At 66.1% G+C, this 24,030-nt stretch carries 20 protein-coding genes, 2 tRNA genes, 1 pseudogene and 1 riboswitch; of the genes and pseudogenes, 20 read left to right on the forward strand and 3 right to left on the reverse strand.

All coding sequences use genetic code 11. The features are described 5' to 3' along the window. Window positions 1-56 precede the first annotated feature (56 nt). From M1D32_RS08785 to M1D32_RS08845, 13 genes are all read left to right on the forward strand, one after another. Entirely contained in the window at window positions 57-3,497 is a 3,441-nt protein-coding gene (locus tag M1D32_RS08785) for an Rne/Rng family ribonuclease (protein ID WP_458781842.1), read from the forward strand. A 179-nt stretch (window positions 3,498-3,676) separates the two neighbouring features. Further along, a riboswitch (TPP riboswitch) is annotated at window positions 3,677-3,774 on the forward strand. A gap of 7 nt (window positions 3,775-3,781) precedes the next feature. Beyond that, a complete protein-coding gene (gene thiD, locus M1D32_RS08790; RefSeq protein ID WP_458781843.1) occupies window positions 3,782-5,305 on the forward strand; it encodes a bifunctional hydroxymethylpyrimidine kinase/phosphomethylpyrimidine kinase in 1,524 nt (507 codons plus the stop codon). A 263-nt stretch (window positions 5,306-5,568) separates the two neighbouring features. Beyond that, on the forward strand, window positions 5,569-5,877 hold the full coding sequence (rplU, locus tag M1D32_RS08795; RefSeq protein WP_142045052.1) for a 50S ribosomal protein L21: 309 nt from the start codon (window positions 5,569-5,571) through the stop codon (window positions 5,875-5,877). Window positions 5,878-5,936: 59 nt separating this feature from the next. Further along, window positions 5,937-6,200: a 50S ribosomal protein L27 gene (rpmA, locus tag M1D32_RS08800; protein ID WP_009372867.1), complete on the forward strand. Its 264-nt coding sequence runs from the start codon at window positions 5,937-5,939 to the stop codon at window positions 6,198-6,200. 116 nt (window positions 6,201-6,316) lie between these two features. After that, window positions 6,317-7,906: a GTPase ObgE gene (gene obgE / locus M1D32_RS08805; protein ID WP_458781844.1), complete on the forward strand. Its 1,590-nt coding sequence runs from the start codon at window positions 6,317-6,319 to the stop codon at window positions 7,904-7,906. Then, a complete protein-coding gene (proB, locus tag M1D32_RS08810) occupies window positions 7,896-9,047 on the forward strand; it encodes a glutamate 5-kinase (RefSeq protein WP_458781845.1) in 1,152 nt (383 codons plus the stop codon). The genes obgE and proB overlap by 11 nt, the downstream gene beginning before the upstream one ends. A 26-nt stretch (window positions 9,048-9,073) precedes the next feature. Next, the gene (locus tag M1D32_RS08815; protein ID WP_458781846.1) at window positions 9,074-10,453 is read left to right on the forward strand and encodes a glutamate-5-semialdehyde dehydrogenase; all 1,380 of its coding nucleotides are present in this window, start codon (window positions 9,074-9,076) and stop codon (window positions 10,451-10,453) included. 78 nt (window positions 10,454-10,531) lie between these two features. Then, complete coding sequence (locus tag M1D32_RS08820; RefSeq protein ID WP_163164071.1) at window positions 10,532-10,762, forward strand: hypothetical protein; 231 nt, start codon at window positions 10,532-10,534, stop codon at window positions 10,760-10,762. Window positions 10,763-10,817: 55 nt separating this feature from the next. Next, on the forward strand, window positions 10,818-11,432 hold the full coding sequence (gene nadD, locus M1D32_RS08825; RefSeq protein ID WP_458782144.1) for a nicotinate-nucleotide adenylyltransferase: 615 nt from the start codon (window positions 10,818-10,820) through the stop codon (window positions 11,430-11,432). Window positions 11,433-11,439: 7 nt separating this feature from the next. Further along, window positions 11,440-12,699 (forward strand): hypothetical protein, encoded by a 1,260-nt coding sequence (locus M1D32_RS08830; RefSeq protein ID WP_458781847.1) that lies wholly within the window; start codon window positions 11,440-11,442, stop codon window positions 12,697-12,699. Between the two features lie 45 nt (window positions 12,700-12,744). Continuing rightward, window positions 12,745-13,146 (forward strand): ribosome silencing factor, encoded by a 402-nt coding sequence (gene rsfS, locus M1D32_RS08835; protein WP_458781848.1) that lies wholly within the window; start codon window positions 12,745-12,747, stop codon window positions 13,144-13,146. Between the two features lie 115 nt (window positions 13,147-13,261). After that, window positions 13,262-13,334 (forward strand) — tRNA-Ala (locus M1D32_RS08840). A 185-nt stretch (window positions 13,335-13,519) separates the two neighbouring features. Next, window positions 13,520-13,592 (forward strand) — tRNA-Ala (locus M1D32_RS08845). Between the two features lie 90 nt (window positions 13,593-13,682). Here M1D32_RS08845 and M1D32_RS08850 read toward each other — a convergent pair. Beyond that, complete coding sequence (locus M1D32_RS08850; protein WP_458781849.1) at window positions 13,683-14,999, reverse strand: class I SAM-dependent methyltransferase; 1,317 nt, start codon at window positions 14,997-14,999, stop codon at window positions 13,683-13,685. A gap of 65 nt (window positions 15,000-15,064) precedes the next feature. On the opposite strand from M1D32_RS08850, the pseudogene M1D32_RS08855 reads away from it, so the two are divergent. The 6 genes and pseudogenes from M1D32_RS08855 to M1D32_RS08880 all read left to right on the forward strand — a co-directional run bounded on the left by M1D32_RS08855 (window position 15,065) and on the right by M1D32_RS08880 (window position 21,996). After that, window positions 15,065-16,145: pseudogene (locus M1D32_RS08855) on the forward strand (FAD-dependent oxidoreductase). Window positions 16,146-16,218: 73 nt separating this feature from the next. Continuing rightward, entirely contained in the window at window positions 16,219-17,373 is a 1,155-nt protein-coding gene (locus M1D32_RS08860) for a class I SAM-dependent methyltransferase (RefSeq protein ID WP_458781850.1), read from the forward strand. A gap of 194 nt (window positions 17,374-17,567) precedes the next feature. Further along, complete coding sequence (locus tag M1D32_RS08865) at window positions 17,568-18,770, forward strand: ROK family transcriptional regulator (protein WP_458782145.1); 1,203 nt, start codon at window positions 17,568-17,570, stop codon at window positions 18,768-18,770. A 110-nt stretch (window positions 18,771-18,880) separates the two neighbouring features. Further along, window positions 18,881-20,233, forward strand: coding sequence for an extracellular solute-binding protein (locus M1D32_RS08870; protein ID WP_458781851.1), 1,353 nt, complete (start codon window positions 18,881-18,883; stop codon window positions 20,231-20,233). 3 nt (window positions 20,234-20,236) lie between these two features. Beyond that, window positions 20,237-21,118: a carbohydrate ABC transporter permease gene (locus M1D32_RS08875; RefSeq protein ID WP_458781852.1), complete on the forward strand. Its 882-nt coding sequence runs from the start codon at window positions 20,237-20,239 to the stop codon at window positions 21,116-21,118. Then, complete coding sequence (locus M1D32_RS08880; RefSeq protein ID WP_458781853.1) at window positions 21,115-21,996, forward strand: carbohydrate ABC transporter permease; 882 nt, start codon at window positions 21,115-21,117, stop codon at window positions 21,994-21,996. Before M1D32_RS08875 ends, M1D32_RS08880 begins: the two co-directional genes overlap by 4 nt. 33 nt (window positions 21,997-22,029) lie before the next feature. Here M1D32_RS08880 and M1D32_RS08885 read toward each other — a convergent pair whose 3' ends face one another. Together M1D32_RS08885 and M1D32_RS08890 are read right to left on the reverse strand one after the other, a co-directional pair. Further along, window positions 22,030-22,233 (reverse strand): hypothetical protein, encoded by a 204-nt coding sequence (locus M1D32_RS08885; RefSeq protein WP_163164062.1) that lies wholly within the window; start codon window positions 22,231-22,233, stop codon window positions 22,030-22,032. Window positions 22,234-22,409: 176 nt separating this feature from the next. Then, window positions 22,410-23,072 carry a helix-turn-helix transcriptional regulator gene (locus M1D32_RS08890; RefSeq protein WP_458781854.1) on the reverse strand — a complete coding sequence of 221 codons (663 nt, stop codon included), beginning with the start codon at window positions 23,070-23,072 and terminating at the stop codon, window positions 22,410-22,412. Between the two features lie 106 nt (window positions 23,073-23,178). Between M1D32_RS08890 and M1D32_RS08895 the strand changes: the two genes are divergently transcribed. Further along, the gene (locus M1D32_RS08895) at window positions 23,179-23,910 is read left to right on the forward strand and encodes an alpha/beta fold hydrolase (RefSeq protein WP_458781855.1); all 732 of its coding nucleotides are present in this window, start codon (window positions 23,179-23,181) and stop codon (window positions 23,908-23,910) included. The last annotated feature ends 120 nt before the right edge of the window (window positions 23,911-24,030 follow it).

Consider the following 24,030-nt stretch of genomic DNA (forward strand, 5'->3'; position numbering starts at 1 on the left):
GTGCCCCAATGGGTGCCGGATGTGGCGGTACGTCAGGGGCAGGAGTGTTGCCACATATGGATAATGAACAAGTTTTAGCCGTTAACGACGCAGCAGCGGCCACGGAGGCAGACGATGCGCCCAAAAAGGCCACAAGGACGCGCCGGAAGGCCGCACCCAAGGCCGAGGCCCTGATCCCGGAAGCCGACGTCACCGGAGCCGGCACCCCGGAAGGCGCCCCTGCCGGCGTCGATGCTTCAGAAGTCGGCGCTGCCGGTGCTGCGGATTCCGGCGCCGCGGAGGCCAAGGCTCCCGTCCGGCGGACCCGCGCCCGGAAGAAGGCGGACACTGCCGAACCGCTCCCGGCTTTCGCCGCAGAGGCAGAATCCCCAGAGGCAGAACCCGCAGCGGCAGGACCGGAAGCAGTACCCGGCGTCGAGGCCACTGGCGCCGGCACTCCTGAGGTCCAGACTGGTGAACAGGCCGGAGAACCCGCCGAAACGAAGCCCGTTCGCCGCCGTCGGGTCGCCACCCGGAAGACGTCCGCACCTGCCGCCGCAGCGGAACCGGCGGAGATGCAGGCAGCCGAAGTCCCGCCTGCTGAAGAGGCCGGCACGGTTGCGGCCGGGAAGCCCGAAGCGGTTGAGGCCGCTCCCGTCCCGGCAGCAGCGGATACCGCGGCGGTACCTACCGCCGATGCGGCCGCACCGGCGGACACCACCGAAGAAGAGGCTTCCGAGGAAGCAGCGCCGGCCGGGCAGGCGCCCGCGGCTCCGTCCAGCCCCTTCGGCACCCTTTTCATGGAACCTGCGTCCCCCACGTCCGTCCTGTTCCAGGCACCGGACCTGAGCACCGTGGTGCGCCCGGTGCCCGCCGCTGTGGAAGAAGCGGAGGAGGACGACACCGACGAGGTGGATTCGGAGGACGCCGGCCGCCGCAGGCGCCGGGGCCGCGGACGGCGTGGACGCAGCCGCCTCGGCGAACGTGAAGCTGACGCCGACCTTGAGGGCGGCGAAGGTGCCGACGCCGATGCCTCCGACGACGCCGACGAGGACCCTGCCGGGCAGGTCGAAGAAGGCGTGACGTCCCGCCGTCGCCGCCGCCGCCGCCGCGGTGACCAGGACCTTGAGCTGACCGGTGGCGGGGATGACGATCCGCCCAACACCGTGACCCGCGTCCGCGCGCCCCGGGCCGTCACCGAGCCGGCCGTCAGCAACCGGGTTACCAGCGTCAAGGGATCCACCCGCCTGGAGGCAAAGAAGCAGCGCCGGCGCGAGTCCCGCGACACCGGCCGCCGCCGCACCGTCATCACTGAAGCCGAGTTCCTGGCCCGCCGCGAGTCCGTTGACCGGCAGATGATCGTGCGCCAGCGCGATGACAGAATCCAGATCGCAGTCCTCGAAGACGGTGTCCTGGCCGAACACTTCGTGTCAAAGACCCAGCAGGATTCCCTGATCGGGAACGTGTACCTGGGCAAGGTCCAGAACGTGCTGCCCTCCATGGAAGCTGCCTTCGTGGACATCGGACGTGGCCGCAACGCAGTCCTGTACGCCGGTGAGGTGAACTGGGAAGCCGTAAACCTCGAGGGTAAGCAGCGGCGCATCGAAAACGCCCTCAAGTCCGGCGATACCGTCCTGGTCCAGGTGACCAAGGACCCCGTGGGACACAAGGGCGCCCGCCTGACCAGCCAGATCTCGCTGCCCGGCCGCTACCTGGTGTACGTACCCGGCGGTTCCATGACCGGCATCTCCCGCAAGCTGCCCGACGTCGAACGCAACCGCCTCAAGCGCATTCTCAAGGACCGCCTCCCGGAGCAGGCCGGCGTCATCGTCCGCACCGCCGCCGAGGGTGCTTCCGAGGAAGAGCTGACGCACGACATCAACCGGCTGCGCGCGCAGTGGGAGGGCATCGAGAGCCAGTCGAAGTCCACCAAGATCCTTGCCCCTGAGCTGCTCTATGGCGAACCGGACCTCACTATCAAGGTGGTCCGTGACGTCTTCAACGAGGACTTCTCCAAGTTGATCGTCTCCGGCGAGGAAGCCTGGGACACCATCGAGGCGTATGTTACCTACGTAGCGCCGGACCTGGTGGGCCGCCTCGAGAAGTGGACCAAGGACCAGGACATCTTCGCTGCCTGGCGCATTGATGAGCAGATCCACAAGGCGCTGGAGCGGAAGGTCTTCCTGCCCTCCGGCGGTTCGCTGGTGATTGACCGCACCGAAGCGATGACCGTGGTGGACGTCAACACCGGCAAGTTCACCGGCAGCGGCGGCAACCTCGAAGAGACGGTGACCAAAAACAACCTTGAGGCTGCCGAAGAGGTTGTCCGCCAGCTCCGCCTCCGCGATATCGGCGGCATCATCGTCATCGACTTCATCGACATGGTCCTCGAATCCAACCGCGACCTCGTTCTCCGCCGCATGGTGGAATGCCTGGGACGCGACCGCACCAAGCACCAGGTGGCCGAAGTTACGTCACTCGGCCTGGTGCAGATGACCCGCAAGCGGATGGGCACCGGGCTCCTCGAAGTCTTCGGCGAACAGTGCGAAGCGTGTGCCGGCCGCGGCGTGGTCACGCACGATGATCCCGTGGAGCACCGGCGTGCGAACATTGTGGCTGCAGAGCACCACGTCCAGCGGACTGACAGCCGGCCGGAAGCCCGCAGCGAAGGTTACCGCAACGAGGCCCAGCGCATTGACAACAACCAGCCCGGCGCACGCCCGGACCGCAAACGGCGGCGGGGCCGTGGTGGCCAGCAGCCGGAGGCTGCTCCGGCAGCGGCGGTGCACGTCCACACGGTCCACCCGGACCCCTCGGACGCTGAACGGCATGCGAAGGCGGAGGCCACCAGGCTGGCCCTTGCGAACATCGCGGCCGCCGCGCATGCAGCGCACCTGCACGACGACGAAGTGGCGGCTGCCAAGCAGGCGGCCGCGGACCAGCCGGCCCCTGCCCCTGCCACTGCAGCTGAGGTTGCAAAGCGCGACGACGAAGCCCGCCAGGCTGCCGTGCTGACCTTCGGCGGCGAGAAGGTGGTGTTGCCGTTCGTGGAGCACGCCGAAGAGCAGCAGCAGAAACCGGCCCTGACCCTGGACCGGCTCGCTGAGGCTTTCGCCCACCTGGGCCAGCCGGCGGTGGACGAAGCCGGGCAGGCGGAACCGGAGCAGGGCAAACGGGAGCAGAAGCCAGCGGCGGCCGTCGAATCAGCGGAGCCTGCACGGGCGCCCGCTGCCACAGACCTCGCCAAGGATTACAGCGACCACGCCCTGGAGCAGTCCCGGCAGCGCCGGCCGCGGCGCAACCGCAGCGCCAGCCGCGCTCAGGGCGCTGCCAACGAAACCGCTGTGCAGCATCACGAGAACGTGGCGGCAGCCGGCACGGGACATATCCACCAGGCCAAGGCCCCGGAACCGGCCGGTTCCGGCGCCTCCAGTGACGGCAATGCCGGCGCCCCGGCCACAAAAACGGCCGAGGCGCCCATCATCCTGGGCGTCGGGGTTCCGGCCTCGGAGCTCTAAGCGCCAGCGGCGTTGAATACGTAAATGCCCGGCCAGCCACAGCAGTGGCCGGCCGGGCATTCCGTGTTTAAGGCCAAGGATGCAAGGGCAGTGCGGCCTTCCAGGGCTGCCTTCCAGGACACGCCGCCGGGTCGCAATGTGTCACCTTCGGCCTGCGCCAGGGGAAAAAGCTAGGCTGGGGAACCGACACGGGGTGCCGCGCAAAAAGCCGGCTGAGATCCACACCCGTTGAACCTGTCCGGCTAGCACCGGCGAAGGGATGTCTCTTGTCTACGACTCTTGTAATGCCCACTGCCACCCCGGCACTCTTCACTGCGGCACCAACACCCGCGGGCAGGCCCGTCCCCCGGGTCCTTTCCATTGCCGGCTCCGATCCTTCCGGCGGCGCCGGTATCCAGGCCGACCTGAAGAGCATCGCCGCGCTCGGAGGCTACGGCATGGCTGCCATCACTGCCCTGACCGCCCAGAACACCCGCGGAGTACGGTCCGTCCATGTGCCGCCTGCATCGTTTTTGGGGGAGCAGCTCGACGCCATCAGCGATGACATCGGCATCGACGCGGTGAAGATCGGAATGCTGGGCAGTGCCGAGGTGATCCAGGCGGTGGAGGCATGGCTCCGGAAGGTGCGCCCCGCCGTCGTGGTCCTGGACCCGGTGATGGTGGCCACCAGCGGCGACCGGCTCCTGCAGGAATCCGCCGAAGCGGCACTGCGCGGGCTCCTGCCGCTGGCCCACCTGGTCACCCCCAACCTGGCGGAGCTGGCCATGCTCGTGGGCGGGGAATTGCAGGACACCTGGACCGGCGCGCTGGAACAGGGCCGTGCCCTCGCCGCTGCCACCGGTGCAACAGTGCTGGTCAAGGGCGGCCACCTGGACGGCAACGCGTGCCCGGATGCGCTGGTAAACACCACCGGCCTTCTGTCCGACGAAGTGGTAGTGGTACCGGGGCCGCGGGTGCCGACGCGGAACAGCCACGGCACTGGCTGTTCACTGTCCTCCGCCATGGCAACCGCCCACGCGCGGCTGGGGGACTGGGAGGCGTCCCTCCGGGAAGTCAAGCCCTGGCTGGCCGGCGCGCTGGAGGCATCCGGAACACTGGAGGTGGGAACAGGCAACGGGCCTGTGCACCACTTCCACCACCAGCAGCCGTTGCTTTCCGAAGGGATTTTCGCCGCGCAGCTGTGGCATGAGGCGCAGCAGGACCTGGACGACATTTATGCCCTGGACTTCATCCGCCACCTGGCCTCGGGCAGCCTGCGGGAGAAGGAGTTCGCGTACTACCTCGCCCAGGACGCCATCTACCTCAACGGCTATTCGCGCGTGCTGGCCAGGGCAAGTGCGCTGGCACCTACCGAGTCAGAACAGCTCTTCTGGGCTGCCTCTGCCCGGCAGTGCCTGGACGTTGAGTCCGAGCTGCACCGCTCCTGGCTGAGCACCCGAACCGTCCAGCCCCGGCTCGGGCCGGTGACTAAGTCCTACGTGGACCACCTGACCGCAGCATCGGCGTCGGGCAGTTACGCGGTCCTGGCGGCTGCCGTCCTGCCCTGCTTCTGGCTCTACGCGGAGGTGGGCGCAGCGCTTCACTCCCGGTTCGTTGCCGCCGGCGAACCGCCGGCCCACCCGTACGCGGACTGGCTGCGCACCTACGCCGACGAAGACTTCGCTGCTGCCACCCGCACGGCCATTGGGATCGTGGACGAAGCAGCGCGCCTCGCCTCGGCGGCGGACCGGGCAGCCATGGTCACGGCGTTCAAGCAGTCCTGCCGCCTGGAAGTAGACTTCTTCGACGCGCCGCGCCTGTACTCCTGAGGCACTGTCGGTTGCCTTGCCGGTACTATGGTGGGGCACGGTGCGGATGCCGGAGTTGAGCTGTGGTACCTATCACAGTCCACCCGCCGGAACCAGCCTCATTTGCGGCCGAAGGCAAAATTAGCGTATTCTGGATCTTCGGTGCTTACGCCAACACTTGGGTTATGACCCCACGGCGTTGAGGCACAGCGAGAAACCAGACTTTTACACGTCGGTTCCGCACGCAAATTTAGTAATAAACGTCGAGAGAAGTGAGTTCCCAAGTGGTGTACGCGATTGTCCGCGCAGGCGGCCGCCAAGAGAAGGTTTCCGTTGGAGACTTCGTTACCCTGAACCGCGTCGCCGGTGGAGCTGGCAGCACCATTCAGCTGCCCGCACTGCTCCTGGTTGACGGTGACAAGGTCACCTCTGCCGCTGCTGACCTGGCCAAGGTAACTGTTACGGCTGAGATCCTGAACGACCTCCGTGGTCCGAAGATTGTGATCCAGAAGTTCAAGAACAAGACCGGTTACAAGAAGCGCCAGGGTCACCGCCAGGAACTGACCAAGGTCAAGATCACTGGTATCCAGTAACCTTCGTTACTGTTCAGGTTTTTCAGCAGATCCCCAGAATTTAGAGGCAGGCATTTCAAATGGCACATAAAAAGGGCGCGAGCTCCACTCGCAACGGTCGTGATTCCAACGCTCAGTACCTCGGCGTAAAGCGCTTCGGCGGCCAGGTTGTTTCCGCCGGCGAGATCATCGTCCGCCAGCGTGGCACCCACTTCCACCCGGGCGCCGGCGTTGGCCGTGGCGGCGACGACACCCTGTTCGCACTGACCCCGGGAGCCGTTGAGTTCGGCACCCGCCGCGGTCGTCGCGTCGTCAACATCGTTGCTGCTGCAGCTGCAGAGTAACAAATAGTTCTGAAGCGGTGGAGCGGGCCAGATGGTCCGCTCCACTGTTCTTTTAACCGCATTACAATCGTCTTGGCGTCTCGCGGCGTCCAGGAAACAGCACTGAGGAGATCCACGTGGCCAGCTTTGTAGACCGGGTAGTACTGCACGTATCCGGCGGTAGCGGCGGCCACGGGTGCGTCTCCGTCCATCGCGAGAAGTTCAAGCCGCTGGGCGGTCCCGACGGCGGCAACGGCGGCAACGGCGGGGACGTGATCCTTCGCGTGGACCACCAGACCACCACCCTCCTGGACTACCACCACGCACCCCACCGCCACGCCAGCAACGGCGGCCCCGGCATGGGCGACTGGCGCGGCGGCAAGAATGGCGAGACGCTCATTCTTCCCGTCCCGGACGGCACCGTGGTCAAGTCCAAGGACGGCACCGTCCTCGCGGACCTTGTCGGAGAAGGCGCCGAGTACGTAGCCGCGGCAGGCGGCATCGGCGGCCTGGGCAACGCTGCGCTTTCGTCGCAGAAACGCCGCGCCCCTGGCTTCGCCCTGCTCGGCATCGAAGGCGAATCCAGCGATATTGTCCTGGAACTCAAGTCGATCGCCGACATCGCCCTGGTGGGTTTCCCGTCCGCCGGCAAGTCCAGCCTTATCGCCGCCATGTCTGCGGCCCGGCCGAAGATCGCCGACTACCCCTTCACCACTCTTGTTCCCAACCTCGGCGTCGTCCAGGCCGGGGATGTCCGCTTCACCATCGCCGACGTCCCGGGCCTCATCGAAGGCGCCAGCGAGGGCAGGGGACTGGGCCACCACTTCCTGCGCCACGTGGAGCGTTGCGCGGCGCTGGTCCACGTCCTGGACTGCGGCACCCTCGAATCGGACCGCGACCCCCTCTCCGACCTCGCCGTCATTGAGGCCGAACTGGAAAAGTACGCCGTTGACATGAGCTACGCCGGGCAGGATGGCGAAGTTGTTCCGCTGAACCACCGCCCCCGCCTGGTGGCGCTGAACAAGGTGGACCTGCCCGACGGCAAGGACATGGCAGACTTTGTGCGCCCGGAACTGGAATCCCGCGGCTACCAGGTGTTTGAAGTGTCCGCCACCAGCCATGAGGGCCTGCGGCAGCTCGGGTTCGCCATGGCCGGAATCGTCAAGGCCGCCCGTGATGCTGTGGCCGCTGCGCCGCCCAAGGTGCAGCCTGCCGTACTGCGCCCGCGTGCTGTCAACGAGTCCGGCTTCAAGATCCGCCGTGAGGAAAAGGGCCTCGAGCCCCTGTTCCGCGTCATCGGCGAGAAGCCGGAGCGCTGGGTCAAGCAAACGGACTTCACCAACGAGGAAGCCATCGGCTACCTTGCTGACCGCCTCGCAAAGCTTGGCGTGGAGACGGAACTGTTCAAGCAGGGTGCCAAGCCCGGCGATACCGTGGTCATCGGCGAGGACGACGGCGTCGTCTTCGACTGGGAGCCCACCATGATGGCAGGCGCGGAGCTCCTCGCATCACCGCGCGGCACCGACGTCCGGTTCGCTGATCTCGGGGACCGCCCCACCCGTGGCCAGAAGCGTGAAGAGCAGCAGGAACGCAAAGACGCCAAGGCCGCCGCCCGCGCCGAACTGGAAGCGGAACGTAAGGCCGGCATCTGGACCGAGTCAGTCAGCAGCCGCAGGGCCGCCAGGCCCGTCAAGGAGAGTGGACTGGACGCAGGCGATGAGTTCTAGGGCTGCAGCCGCGGAACCGCTTGCCCGGTCGGTGGACCGGAGTGTGCTCGCCAACGCCGGGCGCGTGGTGGTCAAGGTGGGGTCGTCGTCGCTGACCAGCATCAAGGGCGGTATTTCCGAGGAGTCCTTGACGGCCCTGGCGGATGCTCTGGCTGCCAAGCGGAATACGGGAACCGAGATCATCCTGGTGTCCTCGGGCGCCATCGCCGCGGGCCTGGCTCCGCTGGGGCTGGCCAAGCGTCCGCGTGACCTGGCCACCCAGCAGGCGGCGGCAAGCGTAGGCCAGGGCCTGCTGATGGCCCGCTACACGCAGGCGTTTGGGGCCCATGGCGTCACCGTCAGCCAAGTCCTGCTCACCGCCGAGGACCTGATGCGGCGCAGCCAGCACACCAACGCATTCCGTGCCCTGGACCGGCTGCTCAACCTCGGAGTGGTTCCCGTGGTCAATGAAAACGATACCGTCGCCACGCACGAGATCCGGTTCGGCGACAACGACCGCCTCGCCGCCCTGGTGGCACACCTGGTTCGGGCCGATGCGCTGGTGCTGCTGTCCGACGTCGACTCCCTGTACGACGGCCCCCCGTCGCTCGGTGCCAAGAGGATTCCCCTCGTTGAAGGCCCCCACGACCTGGAAGGCGTCTCCATCGGCAAGGCCGGCAAAGCCGGCGTCGGAACCGGCGGCATGCTGACCAAGGTGGAGGCGGCAACCATGGCTGCCGGCTCGGGCATCCACGCCCTGGTCACGTCTACCCCCAACGCCGCGGCTGCACTGAACGGCGAAGACGTGGGGACCTGGTTCACCGTCAACGGGGCCCGCAAACCTGTCCGCCTGCTGTGGCTGGCGCACGTCGCCTCCGTCCAGGGGCGGCTTGTGCTGGACGACGGTGCCGTGAAGGCGGTGCGGCACCACCGCACTTCGCTGCTGCCGGCGGGGATCTCCGCGGTGCACGGAGACTTCGAAGCCGGCGACGCCGTCGAGATCGCCAGTGCCGACGGCACCGTGGTGGCCCGAGGACTGGTGAACTACTCGTCTGCCGAGCTGCCACAGATGCTGGGCAGGTCCACCAGGGACCTTGGCGAGGCGTTGGGCAGCGGCTATGACCGTGAAGTTGTTCATGTAGATGACCTCGTGCTGGTTTGAGGTCCGGGCTCGCCTAAACTTGGAATATGACTGAGGCCCTGATCCACAAGACCGCTGAAAACTCCGGAGACACTGCTGCGCCTGCCAGTGTTCCTCCCGTCGAGTCGCCCGCAGCGCCGGTCCCGGCTGAGGTTCCGCTGTCCGCCGGTGACGTCGAAGCAGCAGTCCACGCCATCGCTGACCGTTCGCGCCAGGCGGCCCGCCGGATGGCCATGGCGAACCGCGCCTGGAAGGACCGGGCGCTCCGCGCCGTCGGTGCTGCCCTACTGGAGAGCACTGCTGCCATCCTGGCCGCGAACGCGAAGGACGTGGCAGCTGGAAAGGCCAACGGCACGTCCGCCGCCATGCTGGACCGGCTCACCCTGACCGAAGCCCGGATTGCAGGGCTCGTGGCGGCCCTTGAAAACCTCGCCGGCCTGCCGGATCCGGTGGGCAATGTGGTCCGCGGACAGACCCTCCCCAACGGGCTGCGCCTTCGGCAGGTCAACGTACCCATGGGCGTTGTGGCTGCTATTTACGAGGCTCGGCCGAATGTCACCGTGGACATCGCCGGGCTGGCCCTCAAGAGCGGCAACGCCGTGATCCTGCGTGGAGGAAGTGCTGCGGAGGCCACCAACCAAGTCCTGGTGCGCCTCTTGCGGGAGGCACTCGAATCCGTCGACCTGCCCGCCGACGCCGTCCAGACCGTTGACCAGTACGGCCGTGCCGGAGCCAACGTCCTCATGCGCGCCCGCGGCAGAGTGGACGTACTGATTCCCCGCGGCGGCCGTGAACTGATCCAGACTGTGGTCACCAACTCCGCCGTTCCCGTCATCGAGACGGGGGAGGGGAACGTGCATATCTTCATCGACGAATCCGCCAATGAGGACATGGCCGTGGAGATCCTCCTGAATGCCAAGACGCAGCGGCCCAGTGTCTGCAATACGGTCGAAACCCTGCTGGTCCACTCCGGCTCAACGGTGCTGCCCGCCGTCGCCGCCGCCCTGAGCAAGGCGGGCGTCCGGCTGCACGCCGATGAGCGCATCCGGGCTTCCCTTCCCGCATCCATTGACGCCGAACCGGCCACCGACGAGGACTGGGCCCGCGAGTACATGGATCTTGACCTTGCCGTTGCCATGGTGGACAGCCTGGACGAGGCCGTAAAGCACATCCGCACCTGGACTACCGGGCACACGGAGGCGATCCTCACCAACGATCTCGCCAACGCCGAGCGGTTCATCGCCGAAGTGGATTCCGCGGCTGTCATCGTCAACGCATCCACCAGGTTCACCGACGGCGGGGAACTTGGCCTTGGCGCGGAGGTGGGAATCTCCACCCAGAAGCTGCATGCGCGCGGTCCGATGGGCCTGACCGAACTCACTACCACCAAGTGGATCGTGCAGGGCGAGGGCCAGGTCCGCGGGTAGCAACGCGGTAACATAGACCAGAAGTCAGAAACGGCGGAGCTTTCCGCTGCCACAATCGTTTGAACCCAAGGGGAGAAAATGCTGTTCCAGCAGATTGCCACGACCATCGCCGAAGGCGAAGAACACGAACTCGCCCCGCTGTGGGCCGAGCCGTGGGTCTTCGGAGTGGTCATCTTCGCCATCCTGCTGGTGATGATGTTCATCACCCTGTCCTACTCCAACCTTGGGAAGCGCCACGCTGCCACCGAGGAGCATGCTGATCCGCACCGCCAGCACCCCAACAAGCACGATCACGGGCAGGGCCACTAACATTTCCCGCGTTCTTCACCACAACGGAGCCAACGGCCGGCTGCGCCTGGGCGTCATGGGCGGGACTTTTGACCCCATCCACCACGGCCACCTGGTGGCCGCCAGCGAAGTGGCTGCCGAGTTCGACCTGGACGAAGTGGTTTTTGTCCCCACCGGCCAGCCCTGGCAGAAGTCCCACAAACAGGTCAGCGAACCCGAGCACCGCTACCTCATGACCGTCATCGCCACGGCTTCCAACCCGCGGTTCACGGTCAGCAGGGTAGACGTTGACCGTCCCGGGCCCACCTACACCATCGACACCTTGCGTGACCTTCGGGCCCAGCGCCCGGACGCGGATCTTTTCTTTATCACCGGCGCAGACGCGCTGGCGCAGATCCTGTCGTGGAAGGACATCGAAGAGTTGTGGTCACTGGCCCACTTCGTAGGGGTGACCCGGCCGGGGCATGTGCTGGACGGGATGGGCCGGAAGGACGTCAGCCTCCTGGAGGTGCCCGCGATGGCCATCTCATCGACGGACTGCCGTTCCCGGGTGGCTGCGAACAACCCGGTGTGGTATCTCGTGCCGGACGGGGTGGTCCAGTACATCGCCAAGTACGGCCTTTACCTGGACGCCCCGGCGGCTGCCAATGCTCCAACCTCCGAAGCAAGCGAACCAGCCAGCACTGAATGAGTTCTCTATGAGTCAGGAACAGCCCCCCATCCGCAGCCGCCGGGAACTCCGGAAGGCCAGGGATGCGCAACAGCCATCCGTGTCCACAGCCACGGATCAGCTTTCGCCTGCCACCAAAAAGCCCGGGGCAAGCCGTCCTGCGCCGGGCACGCCGGCACCGGCTCCTGAGCAAACACACACCCAGCGTTCCTCCCAGATCCGGGCGCGGGACCGTGCTGCGCTGCGCACCATCAAGGAGCTGGAAGAAAAAGAGGGCCAGCTGGCAGCTGGAGGTCCGCCCACACGGCGCCAACTCCGCCTGCAGCAGCTCAAGGAACAGGCGCTTACCGCAGCCACGCCCATCGTTGCCCCCGCCGGCCCGGTTGATGCCGGTGCCAGGGTCCCCGCATCCCCTGCCCCGGGGGAGAATGCCGCGGGGGAGCAGGATTCCCGCGGCGCAAGCAGCGCGCCCTCGCCGATTTCCGATGCCCCTCACGGCATGACCGTCGAACAGGCGCTGGCAGCAAGGGCGCTCATTGCCGAGCAGGCCAAAAACCAGATCGCGAAGATGGGGCACATCGCCTCCCTCGATCCCGAGGCCGTGGACCCCGGGATCCTGGCGGAACAGATCGCCCTGGCGGAACGCGCGGCAGTGCTGAACCGGCGTGCCATGGCCAAGCAGAAGCTTGCCGAGCAGACCGGGGTCCCTGCCCCTGGCAATGACTCGTCGTCCGCAGAACCTGCCCCCCAGCAGCAGGGATCGAAGGCGCCACCCGTTCCGGTGCAGCGGCCGGCACCCTCGACCGCCAGCAACCTGGCCATGGTCACCCCATTGGAGTTTGTTCAGGTGCCAGGCGTTGACCGGCCGGTCATGAAGCCGCCTGCGACGAGCCACGTTCCCGTCACTACCCGGCCTGGTACAAAGGTTCCGCCGTCCGGTACCAGGAAGCGGCGTCCGGCCGGGGGAGCCCGGCCGGCAGCGCCCGACGCCGGACCCGGCCGTTCACAGGTCATTGCCCGCGCGGAGGCTGCCGCCAGGGCTGCTGCCCGTCCCGGGACCGCTGTCCTGCCACCGGCTGTAGCGGCGGAGAGCCACGGCGAGGACGCGTTCAAGGACGTGCCTCCCGTCCCGGCCCGGTCGGCCCACGGACTGGATCCACTGGACGCGGCAACGGCAGGCCTGGCCCGCGCATCGCGCAACCGCCTCCTCCAGTTCTGTGTCCTGGCCTTCGGGTTTTTGGCCCTCGTCTCGGGCATCTTCCTGATCATCAGCGGAATGTCCCGCTAACCGGCACTGCCGGCCCCACCAGCTTTTTAACCAACAAGGAGTCCCGTGACTGCATCAGATTCATCCATCATCACAGCCCGCGTTGCCGCCAAGGCAGCTGCGGACAAGATTGCCCAGGACATTGTGGCCCTCGACGTGAGCGAGCGCCTCGCCCTGGCCGACGTTTTCCTCATTGCCTCGGCACCCAGCGAGCGGCAGGTCAACGCCATCGTTGACGGAATCGAAGAAGTACTCGCCAAACAGGATTTGCGCCCGGTCCGCCGCGAGGGGCGGTCCGGCGGACGCTGGGTACTGCTTGACTACTCGGACATCGTCATCCACGTCCAGCATGAAGAAGACCGCGTCTTCTACGCGCTGGAGCGCCTGTGGAAGGACTGCCCCGTGGTGGACCTCCAGCTTGGCGATGACACGTCGGCGAAAGCTGCGGCCACCACCGAGACGGAGTAACGAGGCGGAAACCAGCCGAATATGCCCGATTTGGAATTTTCGGAATTGCTGTTCTAAGATATTTGAGTTGCTTCGGGGAAACCCGAAAGAAAAGCTCTTTGAGCGGCAATAATTCGGGGCTGTGGCGCAGCTGGTAGCGCACCTGCATGGCATGCAGGGGGTCAGGGGTTCGAGTCCCCTCAGCTCCACCGACGATCCGCCGGAATCATTAGATTCCGGCGGATTTTTGTTTGACTGTCCATCCGCTGGGATCCGGTATAGGCGCTGCTGTCCCCCCCGGACAGGCCGGAAGGTGCCGATTGGCGCATGGGACAAAAGTGCATTAAGCTGATCAGGTTGCTTCGGCGGGACGTTCTCCCACTGAAGCAAGGCCGGGGCTGTGGCGCAGCTGGTAGCGCACCTGCATGGCATGCAGGGGGTCAGGGGTTCGAGTCCCCTCAGCTCCACCGGTCGTCCTCCTGCCAGGGGGAAGCAAAAAGGGAACCGTCCTTCGGGATGGTTCCTTTTTTGCTTCCCCGGCAGAGCGGTGCCCTTCCTTACAGCCACTGCCTCCGGCGCAACGGCGGGGGGTCGCCGCCGGGCCGCTGGACCAGGACCTGGTTGACGCCCGTCAGCCCGTTCTCGAAGCCGAGGGCGCTGGAAGCCATATAGAGCCGCCACACCCGGGCCCGTCCGGGGCTGGTCAGCTTCACCGCCTGGTCCCAATGCTCCTCCAGCCGGCTGACCCAGGCACGCAGGGTGAGCGCGTAATGGCGGCGCAAAGCCTCCACGTCCAGGATCTCGAAGCCCGCAGACTCCAGGGCAGAGGCCATCCCGCCCAGGCTGATCATCTCGCCATCGGGAAAGACGTACCGGGGGATAAAGGAGTCCGGGTCCGGGGCGGTAGGGCCGGCGTTCCAGGAAATAGCGTGGTTCAACAGCCTGCCGCCCGGCCGCAGCAGGCCGTACAGCCCGGCTGTGTAGTGCGGCATCTCCGCCCGTCCCACATGCTCCGACATGCCAATGGAGCTGATGGCATCGAAGGGCCCGTCCTGTATATCGCGGTAGTCCTGCACCCGGATATCGATTCTTTCGGTAAGGCCGGAATCTGCGGCCCGTTTGCGTGCGAAAATGGCCTGCTCCTGGGACAGGGTAACGCCCACCACCGTGACGCCATACTGTTCAGCAGCGTGCAGGGCGAAGCTTCCCCAACCGCAGCCCACATCCAGCACGCGCATCCCCGGCTCCAGACCCAGCTTGCGGCAGACGAGGTCCAGCTTTGCCTCCTGCGCGGCATCCAAACCCTCGGCAAGCCGGCGGCCGGCTGGAGTCCGGCCGTCCTCTTCTTCTGGCCACACGGCACAGGAATAGACCATGGACGGGCCCAGGACCATGGCGTAGAAGTCATTGCCGACGTCGTAATGGTGGGCGATGGCGGCGGAATCCCTGCGGCGGGAGTGTAGCCTGCCTTTTCGGGCAATCCGCGCTTCCTCCGGGGGAGGAGCAGGGTTGGGGCCCAACGCCCCAAGCCGCACGGCGGTGCGGAGCAGGGTCCAGAGTTCCCCCGCGGTGAGCGGCCGGAACGGACCGGGCTCGGCGAACTTACCGGCCGAGCTCAAAGCGGTAAAGGCGGCAAACACGTCCCCGGGCGCATCAATGTCACCGGAGACGTAGGCACGGCTCAGGCCCAGCTGTCCCGGTGACCAAAGCATCCGCCTCAGGGCACGTCGGGAACGGAACTCCAGGACCGGCGCTCCCTCCGGCCCGGCTTCGGAGCCGTCCCAGGCCCGCAACCTCAGTGGTATTTCCTCAGTACCGAGCACGATGGCCAGGGCCTTGGCGAGCCGTGCTGCGTTTCCGGTTCTAGTGGTCATGTGGTCCTCCTGTCTCCATGGGCCAAGACTAAGGCCGGGACGCTCCGTCCGACTATCATGGGTGGGTGAATCCTGCCCGTGCCGACGTTGTTGTCATCGGTGCGGGCCAGGCCGGGCTTTCCGCCGCCTACCACCTCCAGCGCCGGGGGCTTGACTTTGCAGTGCTCGACGCCGAGGAAGGTCCGGGCGGCGCGTGGCGGCACCGGTGGAAGAGCCTTCGGATGGCAACCGTGAACGGCATCAGCGATCTCCCCGGTATCGCCAAGCCTGCCGTGGACCCCAAGGAGCCGAGTTCGGAGTTCCTGTCGCGCTATTTCCGTGACTATGAGGAGGAACTGGGCCTGACCGTCCAGCGGCCCGTGAAAGTAAGGTCTGTCAGCCGCGAAGACACAAACCCTGCCGGGAGGCTGCTGGTCAGCACGTCGCGCGGCGTGTGGAGCGCAGCAGCGGTGATCAATGCCACGGGCACCTGGACCCGCCCGTTCTGGCCCATCTATCCGGGGCAGTCAACGTTCCGTGGCAGGCAGCTCCACGTTGCCGACTACGTCTCTGCCGAGGAGTTCGCGGGCCAGCACGTCATTGTGGTCGGCGGCGGGATTTCCGCCGTCGGGCTCCTGGACGAAATCTCCCGTGTCACGTCCACCAGCTGGTTCACCCGGCGCGAGCCGGTGTGGCGGGACGCCGAATTCGACGCCAAGGCGGGCCACGATGCCGTGGCACTGGTGGAGGAGCGGGTGCGCCAAGGCCTGCCGCCGCAAAGCGTGGTATCGGTGACCGGCCTCATCTGGACACCAGCACTCCGTGCGGCGGCAGCCCTCGGTGCCCTCGAGCGGCAACCTATGTTCACGTCCATCGAACCCGGCGGCGTCCGGCTGGCCGACGGGCGCTTCGTGGCGGCAGATGTCATCCTGTGGGCCACCGGGTTCCGGGCGGAACTTGACCACCTTGCGCCGCTGCACCTTCGGGGACCGGGAGGCGGGATCGTGATGGACGGCACCGAGGTGGCAGCCGAGCCGCGTCCACCTGGTGGGTTACGGGCCGTCGTCGTCAACCATCGGTGCCAACCGCGCAGGCCGCGCTGCGGTAACTGCCATTCTGAAACTCCCGGGGATCCGGCCGGCCGCCAGGACGGTAAATTGGGGCTGACGGCGGGATCGGGGCAGGGGCAAGCAGGGCCGGTCAAAGGGTCCCAGAAAAAACTACAAGCGGCAGGAACCAGGTGGCACTAGAGAGTCTTGAGGACGTCCTTCCGGTCCTTCGCCGGCGGCCGGATGTGGAGGCGCCCAACCTGCAGGCATGGGATGCCACCGACCGGCTGCTGCTTGATTCAGCCGCCGCGCACGTGTCCGCCGGAAGCACCGTGGCCGTCATCGGGGACCGCTACGGGGCACTGACCCTGGGCGCCCTTGCCGTCCTCAATCCCGGGGCTGTTCGGGTGCACCAGGACCTCATTACCAGCGAGCAGGCGCTGCGGCTCAATGCCGCCGCGGTGCTTGGAAACGGGGCAGGGGACGGCCCGTCCTTTAGCCAGCTTCCGCTCGGACACGACCTCCTCAAGGATGCTGGAAGTGTCCTTCTGCAGCTGCCGAAGACCCTCGCCGAGTTGGACGAAATTGCTGCGGCAGTAGTCCGGTACGCGCCGCCGGACGTGGTGCTCCTGGCCGGCGGCCGCGTGAAGCACATGTCCCTGGGCATGAACGCTGTCCTCGAATGCCACTTTAGGTCCGTCACCCCGCAGCTTGCCAGGCAGAAGTCCAGGGTGATCGTGGCGGCCGGTCCCCAGGGCAGCGGGGATCCGGAGCGCTTTCCCGTCATTGAGCACCTGGCCGAGATCGATCTTGACGTTGCCGCCCACGGCGCGGTGTTTGCCGGGGCCCGCCTGGATATCGGTACCAGGTTCCTGCTGACGTTCCTGCCGTCCATGCGGCCCGTGCAGCACGCGGTCGACCTCGGATGCGGCACAGGAATCCTGGCCGCGATGTACGCCCGGCAGCATCCAGGCTCGACAGTCACCGCCACGGACCAGTCCGCCGCCGCAGTGGCATCTGCACTCGCAACTGCCCGGGCGAACGGCCTGGCAGGGCAGGTCCGGGCGCTCCAGGACGACGCCATGGCCACCCTGCCGGACGGGAGCTCGGACCTGATACTGCTGAATCCACCGTTCCACGTAGGCGCCGGCGTCCACGCGGGAGCAGGCCTGAAACTGATCGCAGCAGCCGGCCGCGTCCTGGCCCCCGGGGGTGAGCTGTGGACGGTCTTCAACCGACACCTGGCCTACCTCCCCGCGCTTGAGCGTAACGTTGGCCCCACGGTGGTGAAAGGCCGGAACGCCAAATTCACGGTGACCCTCAGCACCCGCCGCAGCACGCAATGACCATGCTGGAGGAAGCAGGTCCAGGCCGGAGGGAAAGCAGGCTAAAGCCGCGCCGCGCCGTCAGCCGTTCCTATGGGTCTGCGACTGTGCGTAACGTACGATTCAGACATCAGTAACTATGCGCCGGAAACGAAGGGGACGCCGTGACTGAGATCCGCCAACCCTCACCAAGGCGCGGCACCAACCTGCCCCGGATGGGTGATTTCAACCTGACCGTGATCCTCGAGGCCATCCGCCGCTCATCCGGCGGGCTGAGCAGGGTGGAGCTCGCCCAAATCGTGGGCCTGTCGCCGCAGACCATCTCCAACATCTCCCGCCGCCTGCTGGACCAGAACCTCATTGTTGAAGCAGGCAAGGAAGGCAGCGGCCCCGGCAAGCCCCGCACCATCCTCCGCCTCAACCCGGGCGGCATGTTCGCCGTCGGCGTCCACCTCGACCCCGCGGTGACCACTTTCGTGGTTCTGGACCTCGTGGGCGCGGTGGTACAGCACTCCCGGATCAAAACCCCCGGCGGAAATGATCCGTCCGCCGTTATTGCCACCATCACGGCCGAGATCTCCCAGCTGGTGGCGGATTCCGGAGTGGACAGGGACCGGATCGCCGGCCTTGGCATAGCCGCTCCCGGTCCCATCGACGTGGATAACGGCACCGTGGTTGACCCGCCGCTCCTCCCGGGCTGGGACCGTGTGGAACTGCGCAACGCGCTCTCGGAAGCGACGGGCTACTCCGTGCTGATGGACAAGGACGTTACCAGTGCCGCCGTTGCGGAAACCTGGGCCGGCGGCCCGAGCGGAGCCGGCAGCTTCATCTTTATGTACATGGGTACCGGAATTGGTTGCGGAATCGTGCTGAACGACGAGGTGGTCAGGGGCACGTCCGGCAACGCGGGTGAAATCGGCCACATCATGGTGGATCCGGACGGGCCCATGTGCGACTGCGGCCTCCGCGGCTGCGTCAAGTCTTCCTGCATCCCCCAGGTACTCGTGGCCGAGGCGGAGGCCGCCGGCATCCTGGACGGCTCCCGCTCGCGGAGCAGTGGGGCCGAAGTCCAGCAGGGCTTCGCCGCGTTGTGCGACCTGGCCGACCAGGGCAACGAACAGGCGCTGGCCATCATCGATAAGTCCGCGGTGCTGGTGGCCCGGGCAGTGTCGGTGGTGACCAATGCCCTGGACGTGGAGCGGGTGGTCTTCGGCGGACCGTTCTGGAGCGGCATGGCTGAACGCTACCTCGAGAAGATCCCGGCCTTGCTCGATGTACACAGTGCCGCCCGGCTGATCCATCCCATCGAGGTGGTAGGTACCGGCGTGGGCGAGGACGTGGGCGCAATCGGGGCCGCATCCCTGGTTCTGGAACACACCCTGGCTCCCCGCGCCCAGAGGCTCCTGCTGGAGAGCTAAGGGGGCGCGTTGCCCTTGCCTGGGGCGGGGCACGCATCTAGCATTTCCGTATTGCGCGGCTGGGGGGCCCGCTGGCAAGGGCCCTCCAGCCATTGATCGAATGGAGCACCATGCGTGGCCCGGCCCTGAAGACCATGTCCCTGATCGCTGCCGCATTGATCGTCCTGGCGGCCTGCACGCCCGCTGCTCCCGAGGATGGGTCGAAAACGCTCAAGGTGGTCTATCAGAAGACCGACTCCTTTACCGCCCTGGAGACGATGTTCCAGGCCGCGAAAAAGGAGTTCGAGGCGGCAAACCAGGGGGTGACGGTTGAGCTGCAGCCCATCCAGGGGAACGACGACGACTACGGCACCAAGCTGGCCCTGGCCCTGAGATCACCCTCCACCGCGCCGGACGTCTTCTACGAAGACACCTTCAAGGTCCGCTCCGACGTCGACGCCGGCTACCTCCTCAAGCTCGACAGCCACCTTGAAGGCTGGGAGGACTGGGATACATTCGACGACGGCGCCAAGGCAGCAGGGCGGGCCGACGACGGCGGGACGTACGCCGTGCCGCTGGGAACCGACACCCGGGCCATCTGGTACAACCGGAAGGTCTTCGAAGCCGCCGGGATCACCCTGCCCTGGGAGCCGCGCAACTGGCAGGACATCCTGGACACAGCCCGGAAGATCAAGGCCAACGATCCCTCCGTGGTCCCGTTCAACATGTATGCCGGCAAGGGCACCGGCGAAGGAACCGTCATGCAGGGATTCTACGAACTGCTCTACGGAACCGGGTCCATGCTGTACGACGAGGAAACGAAGAAGTGGGTGGTGGGTTCCGCCGGCTTTACCGACTCCCTGGCTTTCCTCAAGACCCTATATGACGAGGGACTCGCCGTTACCCCGGCAGAGGCGCTGGATGCGAACGTCTGGAAGAAGGTGTTCGGGGAATGGTTCCCGAACGCAAAGCTGGGCGCCACCGTGGAAGGCTCCTATGCGCCGTCGTTCTGGCAGGACGGCGGCAGCTACGAATGGCCCGGCTACGAGCAGGACATGGGTGTCGCCCCGTTCCCCACCCAGGACGGCGGCGCTCCCGGAGCGGTAAGTATGTCGGGCGGGTGGACGCTGGCGATCGGCGCCGGGACGAAGGAACCGGACCTGGCGTTCAGCTTCCTCAGCACGGCAATGAACCGCGATAATTCGCTGGCCTTTACGCTCGAAAGTTCGCAGATTGCCGTCCGCAGCGACGTTGCTGGCGATACCGGCTACCAGTCCGCAAACCCGTTCGTGAAGGACGTCTCCGAACTCGTTTCCGTCACGCGCTACCGCCCTGCAACATCCGACTACCCTCGGATCTCTGCGGCAGTCCAGGAGGCAACGGAGGCCGTGATCACCGGTGCCCGGACCCCGGAGCAGGCGGCGTCGGACTACGACGCCGCGGTGGCTGACATCGTGGGTGGCGACAACACCGTCCGGAAGTAACCGGTGGCGGCCCAAACCGGGGGACGCGGGCTGCTGCGCTACCTGCCCGTCCTGCCTGCCGTCGTACTCCTGGCGGTTTTTCTCGCCGGTCCCGTGCTGTGGGCTTTCCATGCCTCCTTCACCAATGCCGGCCTGACGGGCCGGAATGCGCGCAATCCGGACTGGATCGGGCTGGAGAACTACCAGCGGCTGCTGGTGGACCCAGTGTTTCCTCTTTCCCTGGGCCTGACCGTGTTGTTTGTCCTTGGTTCTGCGGTCCTGGGACAGAACCTGCTGGGGCTGGCACTTGCCGTGCTGATGCGCCGCGCACGCCGGGCTGTCTCCTCCCTGGTTGGAACAGCGGTGGTGGCCGCGTGGGTGCTTCCCGAGATCGTTGCTGCCTTCGCCGCCTACGCCTACTTCAGCCGGGACGGGACGCTTAACCAGTTGCTGGGCGGCCTGGGGCTGGGCCAGCCGGACTGGCTCTACTCCTGGCCCATGGTGGCGGTAGTGCTGGCCAACACCTGGCGAGGCACTGCCTTCTCCATGCTGGTGTACCGTGCGGCCCTGAACGATATTCCTTCCGAAGTGGCCGAAGCCGCGCAGATGGACGGCGCCGGGGGCTGGCAACGGCTTGCCTACATCACCCTGCCGATGATCCGGGGCAGCATCGCCACCAACCTGATGCTGATTACGCTGCAGACGTTGGCGGTCTTCACCCTCATCTGGGTGATGACCGCAGGCGGCCCGGCCAATGCGAGCAGCACCCTGCCCATCCTTGCCTACCAGGAGGCCTTTCGGTTTGGTGACATCGGTTACGGTACTGCCGTGGCTACGGTGCTGATCCTCATTGGCGCGGTCTTTGGCGCCGTCTACATCAGGCTGCTCCGGGAATCAAAGCGATGACCGCGCCCGCCAAAGCCTCAAGGGCTGTTCCTCCCGGCGAAGCACCCGCCCGGGCCCCTGGGCCGTACCGCAGCAGTACCCCCGCGGATGTGGCCCTGCTGCTGCTCGGAGCCTGCTTCCTGCTGCCGCTGCTGTGGCTGGTCCTGGCGTCACTGGACGCCGACGCCAGCCATGAAACAAGGCTTCCAGCCCAGGCCGGCCTGGAGAACTTTGCCGCCATCATGACGCCCGCGCTGCTGCTCCAGCCGCTGTGGAACAGCCTGGTGCTCTCCGCCGGCACCGCCGCCGTCACGCTCGTGGCAGCCGTGCTGGCCGCCTATCCGCTGTCCCGCTACCGGTCCAGGTTCAACACTCCGTTTATGTACGCCGTCCTGTTCGGCACCTGCCTGCCCATTACGGCCATCATGGTGCCGGTCTATGGACTGTTCGTCCAGCTGGAACTGCTCGACTCGATGCCGGCCACGATCCTTTTTATGGCCACCACGGCCCTGCCCATGGCCATCTGGATGACCCGGAACTTCATGGATGCGGTGCCGGCTTCCCTGGAGGAAGCGGCGTGGGTGGACGGGGCATCGAGGATGACCGCACTGCGCACCATCGTCCTGCCGCTCATGCGGCAGGGCCTGGGCGTGGTGTTCATCTTTGTGTTCATCCAGGCCTGGGGTAACTTCTTCGTCCCCTTCGTGCTGCTGCTGTCGGAGGCGAACCAGCCCGCCGCCGTGTCCATCTTCAGCTTCTTTGGACAGCACGGGGCAGTTGCCTACGGCCAGCTGGCCGCGTTCTCCATCCTGTACTCACTGCCGGTCCTGGCCCTGTACGTCATTGTGGCCAAGGGAGCCGGCAGTTCGTTCGCCCTCTCCGGTGCGGTGCGGGGCTGAGACCGCGCAGCTGCGCGCGCGGTATCGGCATTCCTAGTCGATATCCTCGAGGACCACCCCGAAGGGGAGGCTGTCGTCGAGGTGGGCCTGGTGGCCGGTAGAGCCGGGGTTGTAGACAACCCGGACGCCGTGCAGCTTGTCCGCGGCTGATTGCTGCAGGACAGGCTTGACGGTGCTGATGAACATCTCGCTTTTATCGGCGAGATACTCCTTGTAACTGGCTGGAAGCTCGCTCATGTTCAAAAGGATAGACCCGGGGAGGCACGGTGGGGAGGGGGCGTCGACGGGCTTGTTGCCGGGGGAGCGGTCCTGGGCTGGGGCACGCCCGGCGGCGGACGGATGAAAGAAAACACCGGCCGGACCAGCTCTACTAGCTGTTCGCAGCCGGGGCCTTGAGACGTTGGCTGAGTGGCTCACTCGCCACGACCGCGTACCGGTCTGGCGTCCGCTGGGGGTTCTCCGACCTCGTGGATGGTGTGGCCGCTGCAGGCCGCCTTAGTTACGGTGGCCCGCTGGATGCGCGACACGGTAAACCATCGCATTGCGTTGCGCATTCGGCACCATCCAATCAGGTACCACTGGCCGTTCGTGGAGGCGAACAGCACGGGCTCGACGTCGCGGGTGGTCGTGGTCGCGTCCCTCGATGTGTAGCGCATACGGATTACCCGCTGCTCGGCCATCGCCTCCTCCAGTGCCGACTTGATGGCGCGCGAGGACGAGGGAAGCGCGTTGACCCAGACGCGGTGAGCCAGCTCGTCGGCTCGTGCGCGGGTTTTGGGATCGAGGACGTCCAGGATCTTCTGGATACCTGCTGCTGCCAGATCGGCGTAGGGGGCATCGGGTGCAGCAGACACGGCTGCCATGAGTGCCACGGCCTGCGCTGGGGACAGGCTGACGGGTGGCAGGGACGCGCCGACAGCCAATCCGTAGCCACCTCCCGGACCCGGGCGCGACCAGAGAGGCGCACCGCTGTTCTCCAGCGCATCGAGGTCTCTCTTGATGGTGCGCACGGACACCTCGAACTCTCTCGCCAACCGTTCGGCGGAGACCCCCCGCGCGCCGCTGCGGCGCAACATCTCTGATAGAGCATGGAGCCGTTCTGCTCGCTTCACTGCTCACACCGCCAATTCATGACATAAATAGTGACATACCACTGTCCAGAGTGCCTGCGAGAGTTGTGACATGACAACCGCTATGAGCAGTCCGACCATCATTCTCATCGCCGGCCACTGGCTGGGCGCCTGGGCGTGGGATGAAGTTCTTGAACACCTGCAAACCGACCACCCTCGTGCCATTGCGATGACACTGCCGGGTCTCGACGCGCACGACCCTGAGCGTGCGACTAAAACCCTCGACGCCCAGGCTGAAGCAATCCTGGACGTTATGACTCAACACGGTCATCAGCCTGCAATTCTCGTCGCCCACAGTGGGGCTAACGCTCCCGTCAGCCTCGTCATGGACCGATACCCTGAGCTTGTTCACCGGGTAGTGTGGGTCGACTCCGGCCCTGTAGCGACGGGAAGTGTCTTCGCCCCAGACCTCCCGAAGGAGTTGGAGGAGCTTCCGCTGCCGCCCTTCGACATCCTCGCACAGCAGGCGAGCCTCGAAGGCCTGAGCGCAGAGGTCCTCCAGCAGTTTCGGGCCCGAGCCGTCCCTGAGCCAGGCCCCGTGCTTCGTCAGCCCATCGAGCTCACTAACGACGCCCGCCGCAAGGTCCGGACGACCCTGATCTGTTGCTCAATCCCCAGCGCGCAGCTGCTGGAGCTGGCCCAAACCGGTCATCCCATGTTCACCGAGGTCGCGAACCTTGAACACCTCGACGTCATCGACCTCCTGACGGGCCATTGGCCTATGTGGAGCAATCCCCGCGGCCTCGCCAAGGCCATTCAGTCAGAGGCTTCCCGAACCAACTGAACTGCACGGTTGGCTTTCCGTTGAGGACATACCCCGTCGGAGAGGCAGTCCAGGCGAAGAATGTTCAGCAGGAAGACGAAACAAGGCGTAAGACTGCGTCTTAATTCGGCTCCCAACTTG

This window comes from Arthrobacter sp. D3-16 (assembly GCF_054408515.1).

Excerpts from the sequence above, each read along its gene's own strand:
- M1D32_RS08785 (WP_458781842.1), top strand. The coding sequence starts at position 57 with ATGGATAATGAACAAGTTTTAGCCGTTAACGACGCAGCAGCGGCCACG.
- thiD (WP_458781843.1), top strand. The coding sequence starts at position 3,782 with ATGCCCACTGCCACCCCGGCACTCTTCACTGCGGCACCAACACCCGCG.
- rpmA (WP_009372867.1), top strand. The coding sequence starts at position 5,937 with ATGGCACATAAAAAGGGCGCGAGCTCCACTCGCAACGGTCGTGATTCC.
- proB (WP_458781845.1), top strand. The coding sequence starts at position 7,896 with ATGAGTTCTAGGGCTGCAGCCGCGGAACCGCTTGCCCGGTCGGTGGAC.
- M1D32_RS08815 (WP_458781846.1), top strand. The coding sequence starts at position 9,074 with ATGACTGAGGCCCTGATCCACAAGACCGCTGAAAACTCCGGAGACACT.
- M1D32_RS08820 (WP_163164071.1), top strand. The coding sequence starts at position 10,532 with ATGCTGTTCCAGCAGATTGCCACGACCATCGCCGAAGGCGAAGAACAC.
- nadD (WP_458782144.1), top strand. The coding sequence starts at position 10,818 with ATGGGCGGGACTTTTGACCCCATCCACCACGGCCACCTGGTGGCCGCC.
- M1D32_RS08830 (WP_458781847.1), top strand. The coding sequence starts at position 11,440 with ATGAGTCAGGAACAGCCCCCCATCCGCAGCCGCCGGGAACTCCGGAAG.
- M1D32_RS08850 (WP_458781849.1), bottom strand. The coding sequence starts at position 14,999 with ATGACCACTAGAACCGGAAACGCAGCACGGCTCGCCAAGGCCCTGGCC.
- M1D32_RS08865 (WP_458782145.1), top strand. The coding sequence starts at position 17,568 with ATGGGTGATTTCAACCTGACCGTGATCCTCGAGGCCATCCGCCGCTCA.
- M1D32_RS08870 (WP_458781851.1), top strand. The coding sequence starts at position 18,881 with ATGCGTGGCCCGGCCCTGAAGACCATGTCCCTGATCGCTGCCGCATTG.
- M1D32_RS08880 (WP_458781853.1), top strand. The coding sequence starts at position 21,115 with ATGACCGCGCCCGCCAAAGCCTCAAGGGCTGTTCCTCCCGGCGAAGCA.
- M1D32_RS08885 (WP_163164062.1), bottom strand. The coding sequence starts at position 22,233 with ATGAGCGAGCTTCCAGCCAGTTACAAGGAGTATCTCGCCGATAAAAGC.
- M1D32_RS08890 (WP_458781854.1), bottom strand. The coding sequence starts at position 23,072 with ATGTTGCGCCGCAGCGGCGCGCGGGGGGTCTCCGCCGAACGGTTGGCG.
- M1D32_RS08895 (WP_458781855.1), top strand. The coding sequence starts at position 23,179 with ATGACAACCGCTATGAGCAGTCCGACCATCATTCTCATCGCCGGCCAC.